The organism is Streptomyces sp. ISL-100 (assembly GCF_018614615.1).
Classification (GTDB): Bacteria; Actinomycetota; Actinomycetes; order Streptomycetales; family Streptomycetaceae; genus Streptomyces.
This window is the reverse complement of the sequence record NZ_JAGGOK010000061.1, coordinates 1-19,698: the sequence shown is the minus strand read 5'-3', so window position 1 is coordinate 19,698 and position 19,698 is coordinate 1. Positions and strand designations below refer to the sequence as shown.

Sequence of the window (19,698 nt, the reverse complement as noted above, 5' to 3'; positions counted from 1 at the left end):
CTTAGGCGGTGCGGCCCGAAACCCGCCGAAGGGCCGTGCGCGGCCAGGGGTGGGAGCGCCCCGGCCGCGCACGGCCGACACCCGTCAGGCGGCCGTCGTGTGTTCGTCCGCCGCCGACAGAGCGATGTCGAGGACCGCCAGGCCCTCCTTCGCCTCCGCCTCGGTGACGTTGCACGGCGGGACAACATGGGTGCGGTTCATGTTGATGAAGGGCCACAGACCGTTCTTCTTGCAGGCCGCGCCGAACGCCGCCATCGGGGCATTGGCCGCCCCCGACGCGTTGTACGGCACAAGCGGCTCCCGCGTCTCGCGGTCCTTGACCAGATCCAGGGCCCAGAACATGCCCGTACCGCGGATCTCGCCGATGCTCGGGTGCCGCTCCGCCAGCTCGCGCAGGCCCGGGGCGATGACCGTCTCACCGATGTGGGCCGCGTTCTCGACGACGCGCTCCTCCTCCATCACCTGGATGGTGGCGACGGCGGCCGCACACGCCAGCGGGTGGCCGGAGTACGTCAGACCCCCCGGGTACGGCCGCTTCTCAAAGGTCTCCGCGATCGCGCCGGAGATCGCGACGCCACCCAGCGGCACATAACCGGAGTTCACGCCCTTGGCGAAGGTCATCAGGTCCGGTACGACGTCGAAGTGCTCGGACGCGAACCACTTGCCCGTACGGCCGAAGCCCGCCATGACCTCGTCGAGGACGAAGACGATGCCGTACCGGTCGCAGATCTCGCGTACGCCCGCGAGATAGCCGGGCGGCGGCGTCATGACGCCGGCCGTGCCCGGGATCGTCTCCAGAACGATCGCGGCGATGGCGCCAGGACCCTCGAAGGCGATCGTGTCTTCAAGATGCTGGAGCGCGCGGGCGCACTCCTCCGCCTCGTTCTCGGCGTAGAAGGCCGACCGGTAAAGGAACGGCGCCCAGAAGTGGACGGTCCCCGACGTGCCGTTGTCGGAGGCCCAGCGGCGCGGGTCGCCGGTCAGGTTGATCGCGGTCGTCGTACCACCGTGGTACGAGCGGTAGGCGGCCAGCACCTTGTTGCGGCCCGTGTGCAGACGGGCCATGCGGACGGCGTTCTCGATGGCCTCGGCGCCGCCGTTGGTGAAGAAGATCTTGTCGAGGTCGCCGGGGGTGCGCTCGGCGATGAGGCGTGCGGCCTCGGAGCGCGGCTCGACGGCGAAGGCGGGCGCGAAGGTGGCAAGCTTCGCGGCCTGCTCCTGGATCGCCGCGACGACCTTGGGGTGCTGGTAGCCGATGTTGGTGAAGACGAGGCCGCTGGTGAAGTCGAGGTAGCGGTTGCCTTCGTAGTCCCAGAAGTACGAACCCTCGGCGCCGGCGACGGCGAGCGGATCGATCAGGCCCTGGGCGGACCAGGAGTGGAACACGTGCGCGCGGTCGGCGGCCTTCACGGCGGCGCCGGCCTGGGGGTCGACATGAGGGGTCATGGCCCCAGGGTAGAGACGCGCAGGTGGGGGCTGACATGGCCACCTTGTATGGACTGCGCCACTTTGGTGGGCAGGGTGTCGACCAAACCCATTGACAGCAAGCTGTCATTACGACAGCATATTGTCATCAAGCTTCGAGCCGAGGAGAGAGCACCATGGCAGCCAAGACCGTGCACCTCGCCGTTTACGACACCTTCGCCGACTGGGAGACGGGCCACACCACCGCTTTCCTCACCCAGAACGGCTACACCGTCAAGACCGTCGCCGCGACCGACGCCCCCGTCACCACCATGGGCGGCGTACGCATCCAGCCCGACCTCACGCTCGACGACATGGACCCCGAAGACAGCGCCCTGCTGATCCTCACCGGCGCCGGCCTCTGGGACACCTCCGACGACCTCACCCCCTTCGCCCGCAAGGCACGCGCGTTCCTCGAAGCGGGCGTGCCGGTCGCGGCTATCTGCGGCGCGACGGCCGGCCTGGCACGCGAGGGCCTGCTCGACGGCCGTGCGCACACCAGCGCCGTCTCCTTCTACCTGGCGGCCACCGGCTACAAGGGCGGCGAGCACTACCGCGACGAGGACGCCGTGACCGACGACGACGGCCTCCTGATCACCGCCGGCCCGACCGAACCGGTCGCACTCGCACGCGAGGTCTTCTCCCTCCTCGGTGTGTACGAGGGCGAGAAGCTGGACGCCTGGTACCGCCTCTTCCACGACTCGGACGCGTCCGCCATCGAGGTGCTGGAATCGTGAGCGGCACCCGGGAGCAGGAGCTGTTGAGCCGTACCGCGCTCGGCACCTTCCGCCTCAACGGCCAGTTCCTCGCGATCTCCGAGGAACTGGCCCGCCCGGCCGGCCTGACCGCCGCCTGGTGGCAGGTCATCGGCGCCGTCCTTCACGAGCCCCTGCCCGTCGCCGGGATCGCCCGCACCATGGGGATCACCCGGCAGAGCGTGCAGCGCATCGCCGACCTGCTCGTCACCAAGGGACTCGCGGAGTACGCCCCCAACCCCGCCCACCGCAGGGCCAAGCTGCTGCGCCCCACAGACGCGGGCCGGGAGGCCATCCGCAAGATCGAGCCGGGCCACGCGGCACTGGCGGCCCGCCTCGGAGCCGAGCTGGGCAACGAGGCCTTTGCCGAGACGGTACGCGTACTGGAGCGGCTCTCCCAGGCCCTGGAGGCAGTGGCGGAACCTGCCGGAATCCCGGAACCGTAGGGCGCTCGGGGCCCGTCGTTGTCGTACCGGCGCATTATCCTCGGGCCACTGGGGGACGTCCCGGGGGGAGGGGTGGCGCTGCCATGCAGAAACTGGGGCCGGACGACCCGCAACAGATCGGCGCCTACCGGCTGTTGGCACGGCTCGGCGCGGGCGGGATGGGGCAGGTCTATCTGGCCCGCTCGGGCCGTGGCCGTACGGTCGCGGTCAAGCTGGTACGTCAAGAGCTCGCCGAGCAGGAGGAGTTCCGCGCCCGCTTCCGCCAGGAGGTGGCGGCGGCGAGGCGGGTCGGGGGCCGCTGGACCGCACCGGTGCTCGACGCCGACACAGAAGCGGTGGTTCCGTGGGTGGCCACGGGTTACGTAGCAGGCCCGGACCTCCACTCCATCATTTCCGGCGACCACGGCCCACTGCCGGAACGCTCGATCCACATCCTGGCAACCGGCCTCGCCCACGCACTCAGCGACATCCACACAGCAGGTCTGATCCATCGAGACCTGAAACCGTCCAACATCCTGATCACCATCGACGGCCCCCGCGTCATCGACTTCGGCATCGCGCGCGCCCTGGAAACGGTCACGGACGCGGGCCTGACCAGAACCGGTGCCCTGGTCGGCTCCCCCGGCTTCATGGCCCCGGAACAGGTCCGCGGCGAGCGAATCACACCCGCCTGCGACATCTTCTGCCTGGGATCGGTCCTCGCGTACGCGGCAACGGGCCGCCTCCCCTTCGGCACGGCCGACAGCGGCGTCCACGCACTGATGTACCGCATCGCCACAGAACCACCCACACTCGATCAGATGCCGGAGGGCCTCCAGGACCTGATCCGCTCCTGCCTGCACAAGGACCCCGAGGCGCGCCCCACCCTCGCCCAGGTACTGGAGCGCACCCGGGGCGGCGACGGCGGCGACCCCTGGCTCCCGGCGGCCCTGGTGGCCCAGCTCGGCCGCCACGCGATAGAGCTCCTGGACACCGAGGACCCGGCCGACAGCACCACGCCCCCCGCCCCGCAGGCCACGGTGCCAGGAGGGGACGTGCCGGGGCGCTCCCCGCAGGGCGTCGAACGCGACCACCCCGAAGAAATCCCCGTACCCGAACGTTCGACGCCCGAGGAGACGCCGCGGCGCGGCACCGATCCCGCAGCCCCCGCACTGCACGCGACGCCGACCGTAGTCACGCCCCCGTCCGCGTACGCCGCGCCTCCACCCCCGCCGCACACCCTCCCCGGCGGCTACGGCTACCCCACCCCGCAGTACGCCTACCAGCCGCCCGCCCCGGAACCGCCGCCCCGCAGCAACCGCTCGACCGCCGCACTGGTAGCCGTGGCGCTGGTCGTAGCACTAGGTGCCGGCGGCTCTGTGTACGCGTTCATGAACTCGGGGGACAAGCCGCACGCGGACTCGCCCCGCACAGACAACGCACCACCCGCGAGCAACCAGCAGCAGCAAGAAAAGACCCCACCGACCAGCACCAACCCCACGCGCACCGCCACCCCCACCCCCACCCCCACCACCGGCGACATCCCCGCCGAATATCTGGGCACCTGGAACAGCGGCCTGGACGGCGCATCAGGCCACAGCACACGCCGCCTGGTCATCCAGCAGGGAGAGGTGGGCGACACCGTCCTGTCCCTCACCGCCGAAGGACCGACAACGGGCGGCGGCACGTACCACTGCGTCTTCCAGGCGGAGCTCTCCGCCACCCCGAGCGGCAGTCTCCGGATCGGCCCCTCCCGGGTAACCACCGGCGAGCCGATGAGCTCCTGCTCCCCGGGCGCCGCCACCGAGGTGACGCTGCTCCCCGACGGCCGCCTGCGCCGCGTGAACCCCGCCACCGGCGAGTCCCTCACGTACGACAGATGACACGAAGCGGGGCCCCGGCGCAAAAACCCGCCGGGGCCCCGCTTCGTAGCGCCGCTACGACCTAGATGAACGAGTTGATCTCGATCGTCTCGGTGCGGCCGGGGCCAACACCGATCGCGGAGATCGGCGCACCCGACATCTCCTCCAGAGCCTTCACGTACGCCTTGGCGTTCTTGGGAAGGTCGTCGAAGGTCTTCGCCTTGGAGATGTCCTCGGACCAGCCGGGGAAGTTCTCGTACACCGGCTTCGCGTGGTGGAAGTCGGTCTGGCTGTACGGGAGCTCCTCAACGCGCTTGCCGTCGATCTCGTACGCCACGCACACCGGGATCTGCTCCCAGCCGGTCAGCACGTCCAGCTTCGTGAGGAAGAAGTCCGTCAGACCGTTGACCCGCGTCGCGTACCGCGCGATCGGCGCGTCGAACCAGCCGCAGCGCCGGTCACGGCCGGTGGTGACACCGCGCTCGCCACCGATGCGGCGCAGCGCCTCGCCGTCCTCGTCGAACAGCTCGGTCGGGAACGGACCGGCGCCGACACGCGTCGTGTACGCCTTGAGGATGCCGATGACCCGGCTGATCTTCGTCGGCCCCACACCGGTACCCGTGCAGGCACCACCGGCGGTCGGGTTCGACGACGTAACGAACGGGTACGTGCCGTGGTCGACGTCGAGCAGCGTGCCCTGGCCGCCCTCGAAAAGGACGACCTTGTCCTCGTCGAGCGCGTTGTTGAGGATCAGCGTCGTGTCGGCGACGTACTGCTTGATGTTCTCGCCGTGCGTCAGCAGCTCTTCGACGATCTGGCCGGCCTCGATCGCGCGGCGGTTGTACAGCTTCGTGAGCAGCTGGTTCTTGATCTCCAGAGCCGCCTCGACCTTTTGGGTCAGGATCGACTCGTCGTAGAGGTCCTGCACGCGGATGCCGGTGCGGTTGATCTTGTCCGCGTACGTCGGGCCGATACCGCGGCCCGTGGTGCCGATCTTGCGCTTGCCGAGGAAGCGTTCCGTCACCTTGTCGACCGTGACGTTGTACGTCGTGATGACGTGAGCGTTGCCGCTGATCAGGAGCTTGGACGTGTCGACGCCTCGCTCGTTCAGACCGCTCAGCTCGGAGAGCAGTACCGACGGGTCGATGACGACGCCGTTACCGATGACCGGCGTGCACTCTGGCGTGAGGATTCCGGAAGGGAGAAGATGCAGCGCGTACTTCTGGTCGCCGACGACAACCGTGTGGCCGGCGTTGTTGCCGCCCTGATAGCGCACTACATAGTCAACGGATCCACCGAGCAGGTCGGTGGCCTTTCCCTTGCCTTCGTCACCCCACTGAGCACCGAGCAGCACAAGTGCGGGCACAGGCGTACACCCCTTCCGGGCGGGGCATGTCCAAGGTCAGGGGGCGTACGTACGGCGTACACCTGATACTGAGCCGTCGGACCGGTTGCCCCGGAATAGACGAAGCCCCTGGCGCAATAGCGCAAGGGGCTCTTGCACAAAGATGCTACCCGAGGAAGGACCGAGGTGTCGGCTCCAGAGCCCGCCGCGAACACCGCGCATCCGCTGCTGGTGGTCATCGACCCGGTCGCCCGGCGTACGGACGGCGAGTCCGTACGTATCGCCAAGGACGTCCTGTGCGCCGGCGCCAACGTCAGAATCTGCCTCCCCGAGGGGCCGGAGGAGTTCGCGCGGGCCCTTGCCCGCCGGGGCAGTCGCCGCCCCGTGGTGGTCGGCGACGACCGGGCGCTGCTGCGCGCGGTGGCACTGCTGCACCGGGAAAGAGAGCTGGGCGCCGGGGCGCTCGCACTCATCCCGGTCGGAGCCTCCGTGGACATCGCACAGGCGCTCGGCGTGCCGATAGGGGCGGTCGCGGCGGCCCGCGCGGTCCTGGAGGGGGCCGCGCGCCGGCTGGATCTGCTGGTGGACGACAGCGACGGGGTGGTGCTGGGCAATCTTCGGATCCCGGCCGCGCCGTTGCCGGTGGCGGCCGCCGCGTCCGTCTGGGGCACGTGCCGTTCGCTGGTACGCACGCTGGTGCGGCCCGTGCCGCAGTCCGCGCCGCCGCCGGCCCGTACGTACCGGCTGCGCGTCGAGGCGGACGGGGTTCTGCTGAACGACCTGGACCGGCCGGTCGAGGACGTGTCGCTGTGCTCGCGGGGCGGGCGCGCAGAGGTGGTGATCCGCCCGCACGGCGGTGAAGAGGTGCGGGTGGAGGCGGACGCGGTGACGGTGTCGGGCGCGGACTTCCGGTACCGGGCGGACGCGCTGGTGGCGGGCCCGGTCCGGACGCGGACGTGGACGGTGCGGCCGGGGGCGTGGTCGCTGACGCTGCCGGTGTAAGACGGGGGGCGTGGGCGCTGACGCCGGCGGTGTGAGACCGGGGACGTGGTCGCTGACGCCGGCGGCCTGAGTCACACCGGGCGGCCGAGCGCGGCGCGGTGCTCCTTCCAGCGTTCCATCAGCTGCTGCAGTTCCTTCTGGAGGAACTCGAAGAACTCCGCCGTCTCGGCCGCCCGCGCGCCGGCAGGCGTGTCCGGGCCCAGCATCTCGGCACCGTCCCGCAGGACCTTCTCCCAGCGGCTCAGGACCTGGTCGCGGCGGGTGAAGGTCTCGTACCAGAGCTCGTTGTGCAGGACGTAGCGGTCGCGGCGGGAGCCGGGGTCGCGTTCCCGGCTGACCATGTTGACCTGGGAGAGGTACCGGATCGCCCCGGAGACGGCGGCCGGGCTGATCCGCAGCTGCTCGGCGAGTTCGGCCGAGGTCATGCTGGCGGTTTCCGACGCGAGGAGCGCCGCGAAGACGCGGGAGGCCATGCGCTGCATGCCCGCTTCGGTCATCTCGGACGCGAAGCGCTCCACGAAGCGCGACACGGCTTCTTTGTCCGGCTCCGGCTCTTTGTCCGGGCCCTCGCTGCTCATCGGTTTCATCGTCTCCCCTGCTCTGCCGTCCGCCACGAGTTTATACGCTTCCTTAACTTCACAACATTGTGAAACTCGCGTACGTTCAGAATCATGACGAAGGCAATCACCGTCGCCGGACTGCACAAGTCGTTCGGCAGGACGCATGCGCTGGACGGCCTCGACCTCACGGTCGAGACCGGCGAGGTCCACGGCTTCCTCGGCCCGAACGGCGCCGGAAAGTCCACCACCATCCGGGTCCTCCTCGGGCTCCTGCGCGCCGACTCCGGCGCCGCGCAGATGCTCGGCCGCGACCCGTGGAAGGACGCCGTCGAGCTGCACCGGCGCGTCGCCTACGTACCCGGTGACGTGACGCTGTGGCGGAACCTGAGCGGCGGCGAGGTCATCGACCTGTACGGGCGGCTGCGCGGCGGACTCGACAAAACAAGGCGCGCGGAACTCCTCGAGCGGTTCGAACTCGACCCCACCAAGAAGGGGCGTACGTACTCCAAGGGCAGCCGGCAGAAGGTCGCCCTGGTCGCCGCCTTCGCGTCGGAGGTCGACGTACTGATCCGCGACGAGCCGACATCCGGCCTCGACCCGCTGATGGAGGAGGTCTTCCAGCAGTGCGTCGGGGAAGAGCGCCGGCGCGGCCGCACAATCCTGCTGTCGTCGCACATCCTGAGCGAGGTCGAGAGCCTCTGCGACCGGGTCAGCATCATCCGCAGGGGCCGGACCGTCGAAACGGGTTCGCTGACCGAACTGCGGCACCTGACGCGCACCAGCGTGACGGCGGAGCTCGCGGCCGCACCGAACGGCCTGGCCCAGCTGCCCGGCGTCCACGACGTGGCCCTTCAGTCGATCGACGGGGGGCAGGGCAAGCGCGTCAAACTCCAGGTCGAGACGGACAAGCTCGACGCCGTACTGCGCTCGCTGACCGACTCCGGGGTGCGCTCGCTCACCAGCACCCCGCCCACCCTGGAGGAACTCTTCCTCCGCCACTACGCACCCGGAGAGGCGATGGCGCGATGACTGACGTGGCCTCGGCCGCACGGCACGTGCCCGCGCCCGTGCCCGTGCAACTGGTCGGCATCCGCCCCCTGCTGAGGCTGGCGCTGCGCCGGGACCGCATCATGATGGCGGTCTGGGTGGCAGCCGTCGCAGGCATTGTCACCAGCGGCACCGGCTCGATCGAGAAGTTCTACGGAACACCGGAAAAGCGCGCCGACCTGGTCCAGTCACTCACCACCAACGGCTCACTGCGCGCCATGTACGGCCCGGCCTTCGGCGACTCCCTCGGCGCAATCGTCGCCTGGCGTTTCGCCGGCTTCGCCGCCGTACTGGCCGCCGTGATGAGCCTGATCATCGTCATCCGGCACACCAGGGAGGAAGAAGAGACCGGACGCCAGGAACTGATCTCCTCCGCGATGGTGGGCCGCCGGGCCCCGCTGACCGCCGCTCTGCTCGCGGCGCTCGTCGCGAATACGGCGCTGGCGCTGCTCGTCACGGCCGGCCTGGCGGGGCCCACGGGATCGGCATCCGGTGCACTCGCGGTAGGCCTCACGGTCGCCGCGACCGGCATGCTCTTCGCCTCGACGGCGGCGATCGTCGCCCAGCTCACCGAAAGCGCGCGGTTCGCGAAGGGCATGACCGCAGGGGTACTTGGCGCGGCCTTCGTCCTGAGGGCGGCGGGGGACTCCGCGACGAACGACGGTTCCTCGGTGCTGACTTGGCTGTCGCCGCTCGGATGGGCGGAGAACGTGCGGCCGTACGCCGGCGAGCGCTGGTGGGCGCTGCTTCTGATCGGGGCGGCGGTGCTCGTCCAGGGCGTCGTCGCGTACACGCTGGCCGGTCGCCGGGACGTCGGCATGAGCTTCCTGCCGACGCGGCCGGGCCCGGCATCGGGGTCCGTCGCGACGGCCGGCGGGCTCGCCCGGCGGCTCCAGCGGGGCAGCGTGCTGGGCTGGAGCGCCGGCTTCGGGCTGGCCGGGCTCGTGTTCGGCGGGATGGTGGAAGGCGCGGCGGATCTGGTCGGCGGCAACGAGCAGGCCGCGGCGATCTTCGAGCGCATGGGCGGGCAGACCGGCATGTCGCAGGCGTTCCTCGCCTCGATGGTCGGCATGTTCGGGATGGTCGCGGCGCTGTACGTCGTCGCGTCCGTGCTGCGGCTGCACGCCGAGGAGACGTCCCAGCGCGCCGAGCCGGTCCTCGCCAACGCGGTCGGGCGGCTGCGGTGGGCGGCGGACCACCTCGCCATCGCCTTCGGCGGCGCGGCGCTGATCATGCTGGTGGCCGGCCTGGGCCTGGCGGCCGGCCACGGCAGGGAACTCGTCCCGACGCTGGCCGCGTCGCTCGCCCAGCTTCCGGCGATCTGGCTGCTCGGAGGGCTGGCGGTGCTGCTGTACGGCGCGCTTCCGAGGGCGGCGGTCGCGGCCTGGGCAGTGGCCGGTCTCGCGCTGGCGCTCGGCTGGATCGGGCCGGCGCTGGAGCTGCCCCGGTCGGTGATGAACCTGTCCCCGTTCAGCCACTTGCCGAAGCTGCCGGGTACGGAGATGGAGTGGACACCGAGGCTGCTGATGACGCTGGGGGCGGTGGCGCTGGTGGGGGCGGGGCTTGCGGGTCTGCGGCGGCGCGACATGCTGACGTAGCGGCGCCGAGGAGCCCTGTGACACTTCTGTGACGGCAGTGCATTGGGAGCGTGGCCGGAGACTCGGTAGCTTCGTACCGGCAATGAGGTTGCGGTCTGTACACCGGGAGGGCACGTGGCCGAGGACCCACAGTCGGCCAGGCGAGTCGATGAGTCCGAGCTCCTTGAGATGAGTCAGCAGGACCCCGCGCAGGCGAGAGTGCTGCGAAAGTCCCTGGAGGAGCTCGCGTCGGGGCGGGGCGGTGAAGCACTCAAGGAGATGGCCCAGGAGGTTCTTTCAGGACGCGCGGGCCTGCGGGACGCGATGAATGTGTCGGCGTACTCCGACCAGCTCGTCGCACAGGCGGCTCCCATGGCCGAGAAATGGGCGGCGCTCTCCGAGGCCGAGCGCGAGGCGCTCGCCGCCGAGGGCGAGCGGACCATGGCCGAGGAGCAGAACCGGATCGACGAGGAACGTCGTGCGTCGCCGGGCGACAGCGGCGCGGCGCAGGCCCTGCGGATCATGAAGATGTGGTCCGACGCGGCGGGGAGCTTCAACCAGTTGCAGATGGCCTTGACGACGCTGGGCCTGGCGATGTCCGCGGCGGTGAACGGCTTCTCCGCGGCGGACGGCTTCCCCGAGGTGGCCTCCAGCGGCTACGACCACCAAGCGGTCCAGGAAGGACGGGCCCGTGTTCCCGTACGACAACATCGACAGCCTTGAGACGTTCCTGTCGAAGGTCCGCTTCGGAACCCTCATGACTGTCCCCGCGTACCTGGCGCTCCTGTTGTTCTTCACCAGTGAGGAGGGATGGCACTGGAGCTTCCTCGTGTTCTGCGCGCTGCCGCCGCTGACGGCGTTCCTGGGCTTCCAGGCAAAGCGGGACATCCGTCCGGGACTCGGGATGGCGGCCCTCGCTCTGGCCATCGCACCCCTGCCCCTGGTCGGCGCCATCGAGCTCCTCTAGCCCCGGTACGCCGGCCCGTCACACCTCGACGCGCAGCTCCCGCAGCCCACGGATGACGAACCCCGGCTTCCACTCCGGCTCCTCGGCCAGCCGCATGCTCGGCGCCCTGCGCAGCAACTCGCCGAACGACGAGGTCAGTTCGAGCCGGGCGAGCGGCGCGCCCAGGCAGTAGTGGATGCCCGCGCCCAGCGACACGTGCGGGTTGTCCGACCGGGCGAGGTCGAACGCCTCGGGCCGGGCGAAGGCCGCCGGGTCCCGGTTCGCGGAACCGAACAGCAGCGCCACCTCCGAGCCGCGCGGGATCACCGTCCCGCCGACCTCGATGTCGTCGAGCACCCAGCGCTCGAAGAGCTGGAGCGGGGTGTCGTACCGCAGCAACTCCTCGACGGCGGTGGGAAGAAGGCCGTGGTCGGCGCGCAGCGCCGCCAGCTGCTCCGGGTGGCGCAGGAGCGTCCACCACCCATTGGCCGTCGTGTTCACCGTCGCCTCGTGCCCCGCGTTCAGCAGCAGCACGCACGTCGAGATCATCTCCTGCTCACTGAGCCGGTCCCCGCCCTCCTCGTGCGCCGCGATCAGCGCCGAGATCAGGTCCTGGCCCGGCTGCTCGCGGCGTACGGCGATCAAATCCCGCAGGTACGCCGAGAATTCCACCGACGCCCGCACCGCCCGCCGCGCCGTCTCCTCCGGTGGGTTCAGCTCGTACATCCCACAGATGTCCGCCGACCAGGGTCGCAGCAGCCCCCGGTCCGATTCCGGGATACCAAGCATCTCCGCGATGACGGCGACCGGCAGGGGTTCGGCGACGGCGGACAGCAGGTCTCCGCCGCCCTGCGCGACGAACTCCCCGACCAGCTCCGCCGCCAGCCGCCGCACGGCCGGCGCCAGCTGTTCGACCGTACGCGGGGTGAACGCCTTGGAGACCAGCCGCCGGATCCGGGTGTGGTCCGGCGCTTCGAGGTCCAGCATGCCGCTGTCGTTGAGGACGTGGAACGGCTCGTGCCCGGGCGCCGGCGGCGTACGGCCGAACTCCTCGTGCGTGAAGCGATGGAGGTACGTACGGCCGAGACGGCGGTCGCGCAGGAGCGCGGAGACATCGGCGTGGTGCGGGATCAGCCACTGCCGCGTCGGCTCGTACCAGTGAGCGCGGCCGCCGGCGCGCAGCTCGGCGTAGGCGGGGTACGGGTCGGCGACGAAGGAGGGCGACCAGGGATCGAACGTCTCTGCCATGGGGAGACGCTAGCGGACGTACTTCTTCAGGCGCTCGGTGTCGAGTTCGATGCCCACGGGATCCGGAAGCGTGACTCTCGCTCCGAACCTCACGGTGTGGTTGTCGCGATAGCCTCCGCCGTCCGGGTCCGGCTCGCTGAACACAGTGACGGTGCAGGCGTCACGGTCGATCAACAGGTGGACCGGAATTCCGGCGACGGCGTAGGCGGGGGGCTTCTCCTGCCGGTCCCGTCGGTCGGTGTCGGAGTCGTACGACGTGATCTCGACCGTCATGAGCACGCCCTCGGGTTCACCCCAGTCCCCCTGCCCGTCAAAGTGGTCGACGGGTGCGAGCACGCCGTCGGGACGGGCGCGGCCTTTGCGGTACTCCTCGACCTTGAGACCCTGGGTCGGGTTGAGATCCAGATCGGGCCGTGCCTGCATGCACAGGCGTACCAGCCACATAGTGATCGCCCCGTGAGCCCCGTCCGTCATCCCCTTGACCCCGATCCGTCCGTCGATGAACTCGAACCTGACGGAGTCGGACTCCCTCTCGACGAGTGCGGCGATCCTCTCGAACTCCTCGATCGGCATCTGAACCGTGCGCTCTGCCATAACCGTCATGGTGCACCTCCTCCAGTGCGGACACCAGTGTGGCCACGCCCGGGCCCGTTCGGATCGGCTTCCCTCCCTGATCACCCGTGTGAGTGATCAGCTACCCCGGCGTCACCAGCCGCGCCTCATACGCGAAGACCGCCGCCTGCGTCCGGTCCCGCAGTCCCAGCTTCACCAGGATCCGGCTCACATGCGTCTTGATCGTGGACTCCGCCACCACCAGATGCGACGCGATCTCCGCGTTCGACAAGCCCTGGGCGATCAGGACCAGCACCTCCGTCTCGCGCTCCGTCAGGTCGCCGATCTGGGCCAGTGCGGGCGGGCGCGGGCCCTCCGACAGCTTCGAGAACTCCGAGATCAGGCGCTTGGTGACCGTCGGGGCCAGCAGCGCCTCCCCGGACGCCACCACCCGTACCCCGTCTGCCAGCTGCCGCGCCGAGGCGTCCTTGAGCAGGAAGCCGGACGCGCCGGCGCGCAGCGCCTGGTAGACGTACTCGTCCAGGTCGAACGTCGTCAGGACCAGCACTTTCGCGTCCGCGTCGGCGGCGACGATCTCGCGCGTCGCGTCGATGCCGTTCAGCTCCGGCATGCGGATGTCCATCAGGACGACGTCCGGCCGCAGCGCCGCGACCTGCGTAATCGCCTCGCGGCCGTTCACCGCCTCGCCGACGACCTCGATCCCCGGCATCGCGTTGAGCAGAACCGTGAAGCCCTCGCGGACCATGACCTGGTCGTCGACGATCAGTACGCGGATGTCGTGGGCGGCGGTCATGCGGTCGGCTCCGGGGCCGCCACAGGCGCGGCCGGCGCCACAGGGATGAACACGGCCACCTCGTAGCCGCCGTCCTCCGCCGCCTCCGCCGTCATCTCGCCGTTCAGCATCGCCACCCGCTCCCGCATCCCCGTGATCCCGTGCCCGGCACCGGGCGACGGCTTGACCAGGCCCTGCGGCGCGGTATTGACGGTCCGGAGCCCCAGGCCCCCCAGCACGTACGACACCTCCACCTTCGCCGTCGAACCCGGGGCGTGGCGCAGCGCGTTGCTCAGTGCCTCCTGGATGATCCGGTACGCCGAGAGCTCGACGCCCTGCGGAAGTTCCCGTACGGAACCGGTCACCGTCTTGTCCACCGTCAGACCCGCGTCCCGGACATTGGCGATCAGCCCGTCCAGCTCGGCCAGCGTGGGCTGCGGGGCGTCCGGTGCCGCGTAATCCTCCGCCCGTACGACGCCCAGTACGCGCCGCAGCTCCGTCAGCGCCGCCACCGCGTTCTCGCGGATGGTCACGAAGGCCTGCTCCAGCTCGGGCGGCGGGTTCTCGACCCGGTACGGGGCCGCCTCCGCCTGGATCGCGACGACCGACATGTGGTGCGCGACAACGTCGTGCAGCTCGCGGGCGATCGTCGTCCGCTCCTCCAGCAGCGTGCGCCGGTCGCGCTCGACGGCGGTGACGGTCCGCTGGACGGTGACCTCGCGCTGCGCCTCGCGGCGGACCGTCACCACCGTGGTGACGAGCAGCGCGAACGCGGAGACGAGCAGCATCTGCGGGCTGTCGGTGTTGTAACCGCCCAGGACCACTTCGGCGAACAAGGCATACGCGGCTGTGCCCAGCCACATCCAGGCGGCGGTGCGCGGCCGGGTCCTCGCCGCGACCACCACCATCACACCGAGGTGCGCGACGAAGGCGGGCGGCGTCCACGGCCAGCCGTCCCAGGAGTTGCCGAGGAAGCCGAGGAAGGGCGTGGACACCAGTGAGACCCACCAGGCGCCGGCCGGCCTGACGAGTGTCATCAGCAGCGCGGCGGCCGGGAAAACACCGGTCACGACGCCCTCCACGCCGCCTCCGCTGACGGCGATGGACATGAGCAGCACCACCATCGCCAGCCCCACCACCACGGCGTGCGGCGTCCAGGCCGCGTACGCCCGTATCCGCTCCGGAAGTCGCCGGGTGAGCGGTCCGTCCGTGCTCATCGGCGGCAGCGGCCGGTACGCGAAGGCGTTGTGGAACAGGTCCTGGCGGAGGCCGCTCAGGGCGCCCATGGCCAGGCGGAACTCGGGACTGCGGGTCTTCTCGGTCACGTACAGAACGGTAGGCGCAGGGACGGCCGCGGGCGTCCGCCCCCATGGGGATCCTCCCGCGTCCGTCCCAGGTACTACGCGCTCCCTTCCCAGTCCCGCGTCAGTCCCGGGTCCGGAAGGCGTCCGCGTGATCCGCCGCCCACTGCGCGAAGGTGCGCGCCGGGCGCCCCGTGACCCGCTCGACCGTGTCCACGACGGTGCGGCCCACCGGCGGGGTGTTCCCGTACACATCCAGCAGGAAGCCGACGGTCTGCGGGTCCATCCCCGCCTGCTGCCACCGCTCGGCCGCCTGCGCCTCGGTCAGCTCGCTCAGCGTGATGTCCCGGCCGCGCGCCGCCGCCAGGATCCGCACCTTGTCGCGCACGGTCAGCGTCTCGGGACCGCTGATCGTGTACGTACGCCCCTCATGCCCCTTCTCGGTGAGCGCCACCGCCGCGACCGCGCCGATGTCGGCCTCGTGGACCATCGCACTCAGCCGGTCGACGAAGGGCTCCGCCACCCTGTCCGCCGTACGGACCTCGTCGGCCCACTCCAGGGCATTCGCCATGAACTCGACCGGCATCACCAGCGTCCAGTCCACGTCCCCGGCCTCCACCGCGTCCTGGAGCAGGCTCGGTCCGCCCCCGTTGAGGACCGTGATGCGCTGTACGCCCTCCTTCGCGGCCAGCGCGACGATTTCGGCACCGGTGGTCAGCGGCGCGAAGTACGCTCCGCCGAAGGTGATCAGGTGCAGGCCCGTGACGCCCTTGAGCGCGGGGACCAGCGTGTCGGGGTCGGTCAGGTCTCCCCGTACGGTCTCGACTCCCGCCGGGAAGTCCGCCTTCGCCGGGTCACGGGTCAGTGCCCGCACGTGCTCGCCCCTGCGGACCAGCTCGGCGACCACCTGGCGGCCCACGGTCCCTGTCGCTCCGGTTACGAGAATCGTCATTACGGGCTCCTCTGCTCGGCTTGGTACGACGACCGTAGGAACCCTTGCGGACAGGTTCTGTCCCCGATCCTCACCGCAACCACTACTCAGTACGCGAGCTGCTCGATCTCCTCCGCGACCACCGCGCACGCGTCCGCCGCCGGGTCGATCAGCGGGAAGTGCCCGACGTCTTCGAGCAGCGTCAGGCCGACCGTCTCGCCCGCCTTCGCCGCCGCTTCGGTGTAGGCCTCCGCGACGGCCTGCGGTACGACGATGTCGGTGCGGCCCTGCACGACGACAGTCGCGATACCCGTCGGCAGCAGCGCGGCCGGATCGGCGTACGGCCGGCGCTCGTCGAAGTGCTCCTTGCCGCCGAGGAGCTGGGCGGTCGCGCCCGCGCACACCCCCAGCCCGTCCGCGACCACGAAGTCCGCGATCGGCGCGAGCGCGACGACGCCGCGCAGCGCGGGCGCCGCCGGCAGGTGCCACGGCGAATCCGGGGTCAGTACGTGCCGGGCGGAGGCCCACAGCGCGAGGTGGCCGCCGGCCGAGTGGCCTGTGACGACGATGCGCCGCGTGTCGGCGCCGGGCAGGGCCTCCCGTACGAGACCGGGGAGCAGGTCCATCGCCGCGGCCACGTCGTCGAACGTCTCCGGCCAGCGCCCCGCGGCCGGGTCGTGGTCCGTACCACCCTGCGTGGCCGGCTCGCTGCCCCGCCGGTATTCGACGCTGGCAACGGCGAAGCCCCGGCGGGCCAGGAAGTCCGCGAACGGCGAGATGTGCTGCCGGTCGTACCGGGCCCGCCAGGCGCCGCCGTGCAGGACGACAACCAGCGGGGCCCGGTCCCGGCCGTCGCGAGGCGCGTAGAAGTCGATCACCTGGTCGGGGTGTTCGCCGTACGCGGCAGTGGCATCAGGCGCGACGGCCGGGTGGGAAAAGGCCGACTCCGCCTCGACAGCGTCCCGTTCGGCTGAGGGGTCCGGCATGCGGGGACCAACCCTTCGGTACGTACAGCCAATTGATCTAGCTGTCGGGACGCTACCAGCCCTCAGGCCTGCGCTTCCGCCAGGTCCCGCCCCGTAACTCGACTCAGGACTTCACCAGTACTTCCCCCAGCACCCGCGCCGCCCGCTCGGCGTCCGCGAAGCCGACATACAGGGGCGTGAAGCCGAAACGCAGCACGTCGGGGCGGCGGAAGTCGCCCACCACACCGCGTGCGATCAATTCCCGCATGACTTCGGCTGCTTCCATGCCACCGGCCGCCGGCTCGCAGCGCAGCGAGACCTGGCTGCCGCGCTCCTCATGCGCGGAGGGAGTCACCGAGGTGACCCGGCCCCGGGGCACGTACGCGTCCACACATTCCAGGAAGAAGTCCGTCAGAGCGAGTGACTTTTCGCGTACGTCTTCGACGGAGCCCCCCTCCCACACGTCGAGCGCCGCTTCCAGAGCCAGCATCGACAGGATGTCGGGGGTGCCGACCCTGCCCCGCGCCGCGCCGTCCGCCGGGGCGTAGGCGGGCGTCATGCCGAAGGGGTCGGTGTGCGAGTTCCAGCCCGGGAGCGGGGAGTCGAAGGCGGCCTGGTGGCGCTCGGCGACGTACAGGTAGGCGGGCGAACCGGGCCCGCCGTTGAGGTACTTGTACGTACAGCCGACGGCGAAGTCGACACCGTGCGCGTCGAGCCCGACCGGCAGCGCGCCCGCGCTGTGGCACAGGTCCCAGACGGCCAGGGCCCCGGCCTCGTGGGCGGCGGCGGTGAGGCCGGGCAGGTCGTGGCGGCGGCCGGTGCGGTAGTCGACGTGGTTGACGAGGACGGCGGCGGTACGCGGACCGAGGGCGGCCGGCAGGTCGGCCGGGGCGACGGGGACGACCCGCCGGCCCGTCATCCGCCCGGCGGACTCGGCGATGTAACCGTCCGTGGGGAAGGTGGAGGCATCGACGAGGATTTCGTCCCGCGACTCCGGTGCGAGTCGAGCAGCCCCCACAACCGCCTTGAACACATTGACACTTGTCGAGTCGCCGACCACGACCTGACCGGCGGCCGCACCGACGAGCGGCGCGATCCGGTCACCGATCCGCTCGGGCGCGGTCCACCAGCCGCTCTCGTCCCAGGAGCGGATGCGCAGCTCGCCCCACTGGCGGGTGATGACGTCGGCTATTCGCTCCGGTACGTGGCGGGGCAGGGCGCCGAGCGAGTTGCCGTCGAGATACACGGTGGCGGTATCGGTGTCGGTGTCGGTGCCTGTGCCGGCGTCGTCGAGCGCGAACAGCTCGCGGTGCTTGGCGAGCGGGTCGGCGGAGTCGAGGGCGACGGCCCGCCGCTGAAGATCGTTGAGTGCGTCAGACATGGCTGCGCGCCGTCCACAGCTCGGGGAAGACGTTCTTGGTGGCCCGCTTCTCCAGCCAGGCCACACCGGCGGAGCCGCCGGTGCCGACCTTGGAGCCCATGGCGCGGCGGGTCGCGACGAGGTGGTCGTTGCGCCACCGCCAGACCAGCTCGCCGACGTCGGTCAACAGCTCGCCGAGGCGCACCAGTTCGGAGTTCTGGTCGCCCTGGTAGAGCTCGGTCCAGACCGCCTCGACCTCGGCCGAAGGCTCGTACTTCTGCGACAGGTCGCGGTCCAGTACGGCGGCGGGAATCGGCAGGCCGCGCCGTGCGAGCAGCCGCAGCGTCTCGTCGTACAGGCTCGGCTCGTGCAGCGCCTTCTCCAGCTCGGCGTGCACGCGCGGGGCGCCGCGGTGCGGGACGAGCATCGAAGCGGACTTGTCGCCGAGCAGGAACTCCATCCGGCGGTACATCGCGGACTGGAATCCGGAGCCCTCGCCGAGTGCGCTGCGGTACGAGTTGAACTGGGCGGGGGTGAGGTGGGCGAGCGGCCGCCAGGAGGCGTTGAGGGCCTCCAGCTCGCGCAGGGAGCGCTTGAGCGCGTCCGTCGCGACCGGCAGGTCGTCGGCGCCGAGCGCCTTCGCCGCGGTCTCCCACTCGTGGACGATGACGGTGAACCACAGCTCCATGACCTGGGTCGTCACCAGGAAGACCATCTCTCCGGGGTCGTCGGAGAGGGTGTGCTGGAGGTGGGTGAGGACGTCCGCCTGGACGTAGTCCTCGTAGGGGGTAGTGCCCGCGAAATCGAGGTTCGGGGTGTCCGAACCTGCCGCCTGGGCATCGGGGTATTGCGACATCGCTGTCTCCTCGATACGAACTTCCAGGTAGCGGTCCGCCCCTTCCTTGTGGCCATGGAGCCCCGGTCCCTTCCCGGCATCATAAGACGTAGCCGGGAAACATGGGAGGCCCGCACCGGTCGGCACGGGCCTCCACGGCTGTCACCCCAGCTCAGCCGAGCCTGCTCAGCCGAGGGTTTCGGCCGCCGCCGGGGAGGAGTCCCGCAGGAAGGTCGAGCAGCGCTCGTACTCCTCCTGCTCACCGATCGACTGCGCGGCGCGGGCGAGCGCGTGCAGCGCGCGCAGGAAGCCGCGGTTCGGCTCGTGGTCCCACGGCACGGGGCCGTGGCCCTTCCAGCCGGCGCGGCGCAGGGCGTCGAGGCCGCGGTGGTAGCCGGTACGGGCGTAGGCGTACGACTCGATCACCCGGCCGTTCTCGAACGCCTCGTCGGCGAGCTGGGCCCAGGCGAGGGAGGACGCGGGGTACTTCGCGGCGACGTCGGTCGGCGCGGATCCGTTCGCGAGGAGCTCGCGCGGCTCCGGGTCGTCGGGCAGGTGGGTCGGGGGCGGGCCCCCGAGCAGATCTTTGTGAATGGCCATGAGTTCAGTCTGCCTGGCGCGGGTGCTCGGCGGGTACGTCGGGGGCACGGGCCGAGCCGCTGCGCGGGCCATTTCCCCACCCCGCCCCTTCCCGCAGTGACACTTTGCGGCTCCGCCGCGTGGATGCGCT

The 19,698-nt window shown here is 70.6% G+C and carries 20 protein-coding genes; 8 read left to right on the top strand and 12 right to left on the bottom strand.

All coding sequences use genetic code 11. The features are described from left to right. Positions 1-84: 84 nt before the first annotated feature. The gene (locus tag J7E89_RS26560; protein ID WP_214976967.1) at positions 85-1,446 is read right to left on the bottom strand and encodes an aspartate aminotransferase family protein; all 1,362 of its coding nucleotides are present in this window, start codon (positions 1,444-1,446) and stop codon (positions 85-87) included. 155 nt (positions 1,447-1,601) lie between these two features. On the opposite strand from J7E89_RS26560, the gene J7E89_RS26555 reads away from it, so the two are divergent. The 3 genes from J7E89_RS26555 (at position 1,602) to J7E89_RS26545 (ending at position 4,527) form a co-directional block, all read left to right on the top strand. Then, positions 1,602-2,201 carry a DJ-1/PfpI family protein gene (locus J7E89_RS26555; protein WP_214976966.1) on the top strand — a complete coding sequence of 200 codons (600 nt, stop codon included), beginning with the start codon at positions 1,602-1,604 and terminating at the stop codon, positions 2,199-2,201. Further along, a complete protein-coding gene (locus J7E89_RS26550; RefSeq protein WP_214976965.1) occupies positions 2,198-2,665 on the top strand; it encodes a MarR family winged helix-turn-helix transcriptional regulator in 468 nt (155 codons plus the stop codon). Before J7E89_RS26555 ends, J7E89_RS26550 begins: the two co-directional genes overlap by 4 nt. 83 nt (positions 2,666-2,748) lie before the next feature. After that, positions 2,749-4,527 carry a serine/threonine-protein kinase gene (locus J7E89_RS26545; RefSeq protein ID WP_214976964.1) on the top strand — a complete coding sequence of 593 codons (1,779 nt, stop codon included), beginning with the start codon at positions 2,749-2,751 and terminating at the stop codon, positions 4,525-4,527. A gap of 61 nt (positions 4,528-4,588) precedes the next feature. Here J7E89_RS26545 and J7E89_RS26540 read toward each other — a convergent pair whose 3' ends face one another. Then, complete coding sequence (locus J7E89_RS26540) at positions 4,589-5,872, bottom strand: adenylosuccinate synthase (protein WP_214976963.1); 1,284 nt, start codon at positions 5,870-5,872, stop codon at positions 4,589-4,591. Between the two features lie 165 nt (positions 5,873-6,037). Here J7E89_RS26540 and J7E89_RS26535 point away from each other — a divergent pair, with 165 nt between their 5' ends. Then, positions 6,038-6,853, top strand: a complete 816-nt coding sequence (locus J7E89_RS26535; RefSeq protein ID WP_214976962.1) for a diacylglycerol kinase — start codon at positions 6,038-6,040, stop codon at positions 6,851-6,853. Positions 6,854-6,924: 71 nt separating this feature from the next. Here the strand turns inward: J7E89_RS26535 and J7E89_RS26530 are convergent, their stop codons facing one another. Then, complete coding sequence (locus tag J7E89_RS26530) at positions 6,925-7,431, bottom strand: GbsR/MarR family transcriptional regulator (protein WP_214976961.1); 507 nt, start codon at positions 7,429-7,431, stop codon at positions 6,925-6,927. A gap of 93 nt (positions 7,432-7,524) precedes the next feature. Between J7E89_RS26530 and J7E89_RS26525 the strand changes: the two genes are divergently transcribed. The 4 genes from J7E89_RS26525 to J7E89_RS26510 all read left to right on the top strand — a co-directional run bounded on the left by J7E89_RS26525 (position 7,525) and on the right by J7E89_RS26510 (position 11,004). Continuing rightward, positions 7,525-8,442, top strand: coding sequence for an ABC transporter ATP-binding protein (locus J7E89_RS26525; RefSeq protein WP_214976960.1), 918 nt, complete (start codon positions 7,525-7,527; stop codon positions 8,440-8,442). Beyond that, positions 8,439-10,058 (top strand): ABC transporter permease, encoded by a 1,620-nt coding sequence (locus tag J7E89_RS26520; protein ID WP_374196888.1) that lies wholly within the window; start codon positions 8,439-8,441, stop codon positions 10,056-10,058. Before J7E89_RS26525 ends, J7E89_RS26520 begins: the two co-directional genes overlap by 4 nt. Positions 10,059-10,172: 114 nt before the next feature. After that, positions 10,173-10,760 (top strand): hypothetical protein, encoded by a 588-nt coding sequence (locus J7E89_RS26515; protein WP_214976959.1) that lies wholly within the window; start codon positions 10,173-10,175, stop codon positions 10,758-10,760. Continuing rightward, entirely contained in the window at positions 10,729-11,004 is a 276-nt protein-coding gene (locus J7E89_RS26510; protein ID WP_214976958.1) for a hypothetical protein, read from the top strand. Before J7E89_RS26515 ends, J7E89_RS26510 begins: the two co-directional genes overlap by 32 nt. 18 nt (positions 11,005-11,022) lie before the next feature. Here J7E89_RS26510 and J7E89_RS26505 read toward each other — a convergent pair whose 3' ends face one another. From J7E89_RS26505 to J7E89_RS26465, 9 genes are all read right to left on the bottom strand, one after another. After that, positions 11,023-12,231, bottom strand: coding sequence for a cytochrome P450 (locus J7E89_RS26505; RefSeq protein ID WP_214976957.1), 1,209 nt, complete (start codon positions 12,229-12,231; stop codon positions 11,023-11,025). 9 nt (positions 12,232-12,240) lie between these two features. After that, positions 12,241-12,834: a Uma2 family endonuclease gene (locus tag J7E89_RS26500; RefSeq protein ID WP_214976956.1), complete on the bottom strand. Its 594-nt coding sequence runs from the start codon at positions 12,832-12,834 to the stop codon at positions 12,241-12,243. 91 nt (positions 12,835-12,925) lie between these two features. Next, complete coding sequence (locus J7E89_RS26495) at positions 12,926-13,597, bottom strand: response regulator transcription factor (protein ID WP_214976955.1); 672 nt, start codon at positions 13,595-13,597, stop codon at positions 12,926-12,928. Next, positions 13,594-14,901: a histidine kinase gene (locus J7E89_RS26490; RefSeq protein WP_308315611.1), complete on the bottom strand. Its 1,308-nt coding sequence runs from the start codon at positions 14,899-14,901 to the stop codon at positions 13,594-13,596. The genes J7E89_RS26495 and J7E89_RS26490 overlap by 4 nt, the downstream gene beginning before the upstream one ends. 100 nt (positions 14,902-15,001) lie before the next feature. Next, positions 15,002-15,829, bottom strand: a complete 828-nt coding sequence (locus tag J7E89_RS26485; protein ID WP_214976954.1) for an NAD(P)H-binding protein — start codon at positions 15,827-15,829, stop codon at positions 15,002-15,004. A gap of 86 nt (positions 15,830-15,915) precedes the next feature. Continuing rightward, positions 15,916-16,794: an alpha/beta hydrolase gene (locus J7E89_RS26480; protein WP_214976953.1), complete on the bottom strand. Its 879-nt coding sequence runs from the start codon at positions 16,792-16,794 to the stop codon at positions 15,916-15,918. A 103-nt stretch (positions 16,795-16,897) separates the two neighbouring features. Then, a complete protein-coding gene (gene kynU, locus J7E89_RS26475) occupies positions 16,898-18,154 on the bottom strand; it encodes a kynureninase (RefSeq protein ID WP_214976952.1) in 1,257 nt (418 codons plus the stop codon). Further along, a complete protein-coding gene (locus J7E89_RS26470) occupies positions 18,147-18,989 on the bottom strand; it encodes a tryptophan 2,3-dioxygenase family protein (protein ID WP_214976951.1) in 843 nt (280 codons plus the stop codon). Before J7E89_RS26470 ends, kynU begins: the two co-directional genes overlap by 8 nt. A gap of 165 nt (positions 18,990-19,154) precedes the next feature. After that, positions 19,155-19,568: a DUF3151 domain-containing protein gene (locus tag J7E89_RS26465; protein WP_214976950.1), complete on the bottom strand. Its 414-nt coding sequence runs from the start codon at positions 19,566-19,568 to the stop codon at positions 19,155-19,157. Positions 19,569-19,698 lie beyond the last annotated feature (130 nt).

Coding starts and splice junctions, on each gene's coding strand:
- J7E89_RS26560 (WP_214976967.1), bottom strand. CDS start 1,446: ATGACCCCTCATGTCGACCCCCAGGCCGGCGCCGCCGTGAAGGCCGCC.
- J7E89_RS26555 (WP_214976966.1), top strand. CDS start 1,602: ATGGCAGCCAAGACCGTGCACCTCGCCGTTTACGACACCTTCGCCGAC.
- J7E89_RS26545 (WP_214976964.1), top strand. CDS start 2,749: ATGCAGAAACTGGGGCCGGACGACCCGCAACAGATCGGCGCCTACCGG.
- J7E89_RS26530 (WP_214976961.1), bottom strand. CDS start 7,431: ATGAGCAGCGAGGGCCCGGACAAAGAGCCGGAGCCGGACAAAGAAGCC.
- J7E89_RS26525 (WP_214976960.1), top strand. CDS start 7,525: ATGACGAAGGCAATCACCGTCGCCGGACTGCACAAGTCGTTCGGCAGG.
- J7E89_RS26520 (WP_374196888.1), top strand. CDS start 8,439: ATGACTGACGTGGCCTCGGCCGCACGGCACGTGCCCGCGCCCGTGCCC.
- J7E89_RS26505 (WP_214976957.1), bottom strand. CDS start 12,231: ATGGCAGAGACGTTCGATCCCTGGTCGCCCTCCTTCGTCGCCGACCCG.
- J7E89_RS26500 (WP_214976956.1), bottom strand. CDS start 12,834: ATGACGGTTATGGCAGAGCGCACGGTTCAGATGCCGATCGAGGAGTTC.
- J7E89_RS26495 (WP_214976955.1), bottom strand. CDS start 13,597: ATGACCGCCGCCCACGACATCCGCGTACTGATCGTCGACGACCAGGTC.
- J7E89_RS26485 (WP_214976954.1), bottom strand. CDS start 15,829: ATGACGATTCTCGTAACCGGAGCGACAGGGACCGTGGGCCGCCAGGTG.
- J7E89_RS26480 (WP_214976953.1), bottom strand. CDS start 16,794: ATGCCGGACCCCTCAGCCGAACGGGACGCTGTCGAGGCGGAGTCGGCC.
- kynU (WP_214976952.1), bottom strand. CDS start 18,154: ATGTCTGACGCACTCAACGATCTTCAGCGGCGGGCCGTCGCCCTCGAC.
- J7E89_RS26470 (WP_214976951.1), bottom strand. CDS start 18,989: ATGTCGCAATACCCCGATGCCCAGGCGGCAGGTTCGGACACCCCGAAC.
- J7E89_RS26465 (WP_214976950.1), bottom strand. CDS start 19,568: ATGGCCATTCACAAAGATCTGCTCGGGGGCCCGCCCCCGACCCACCTG.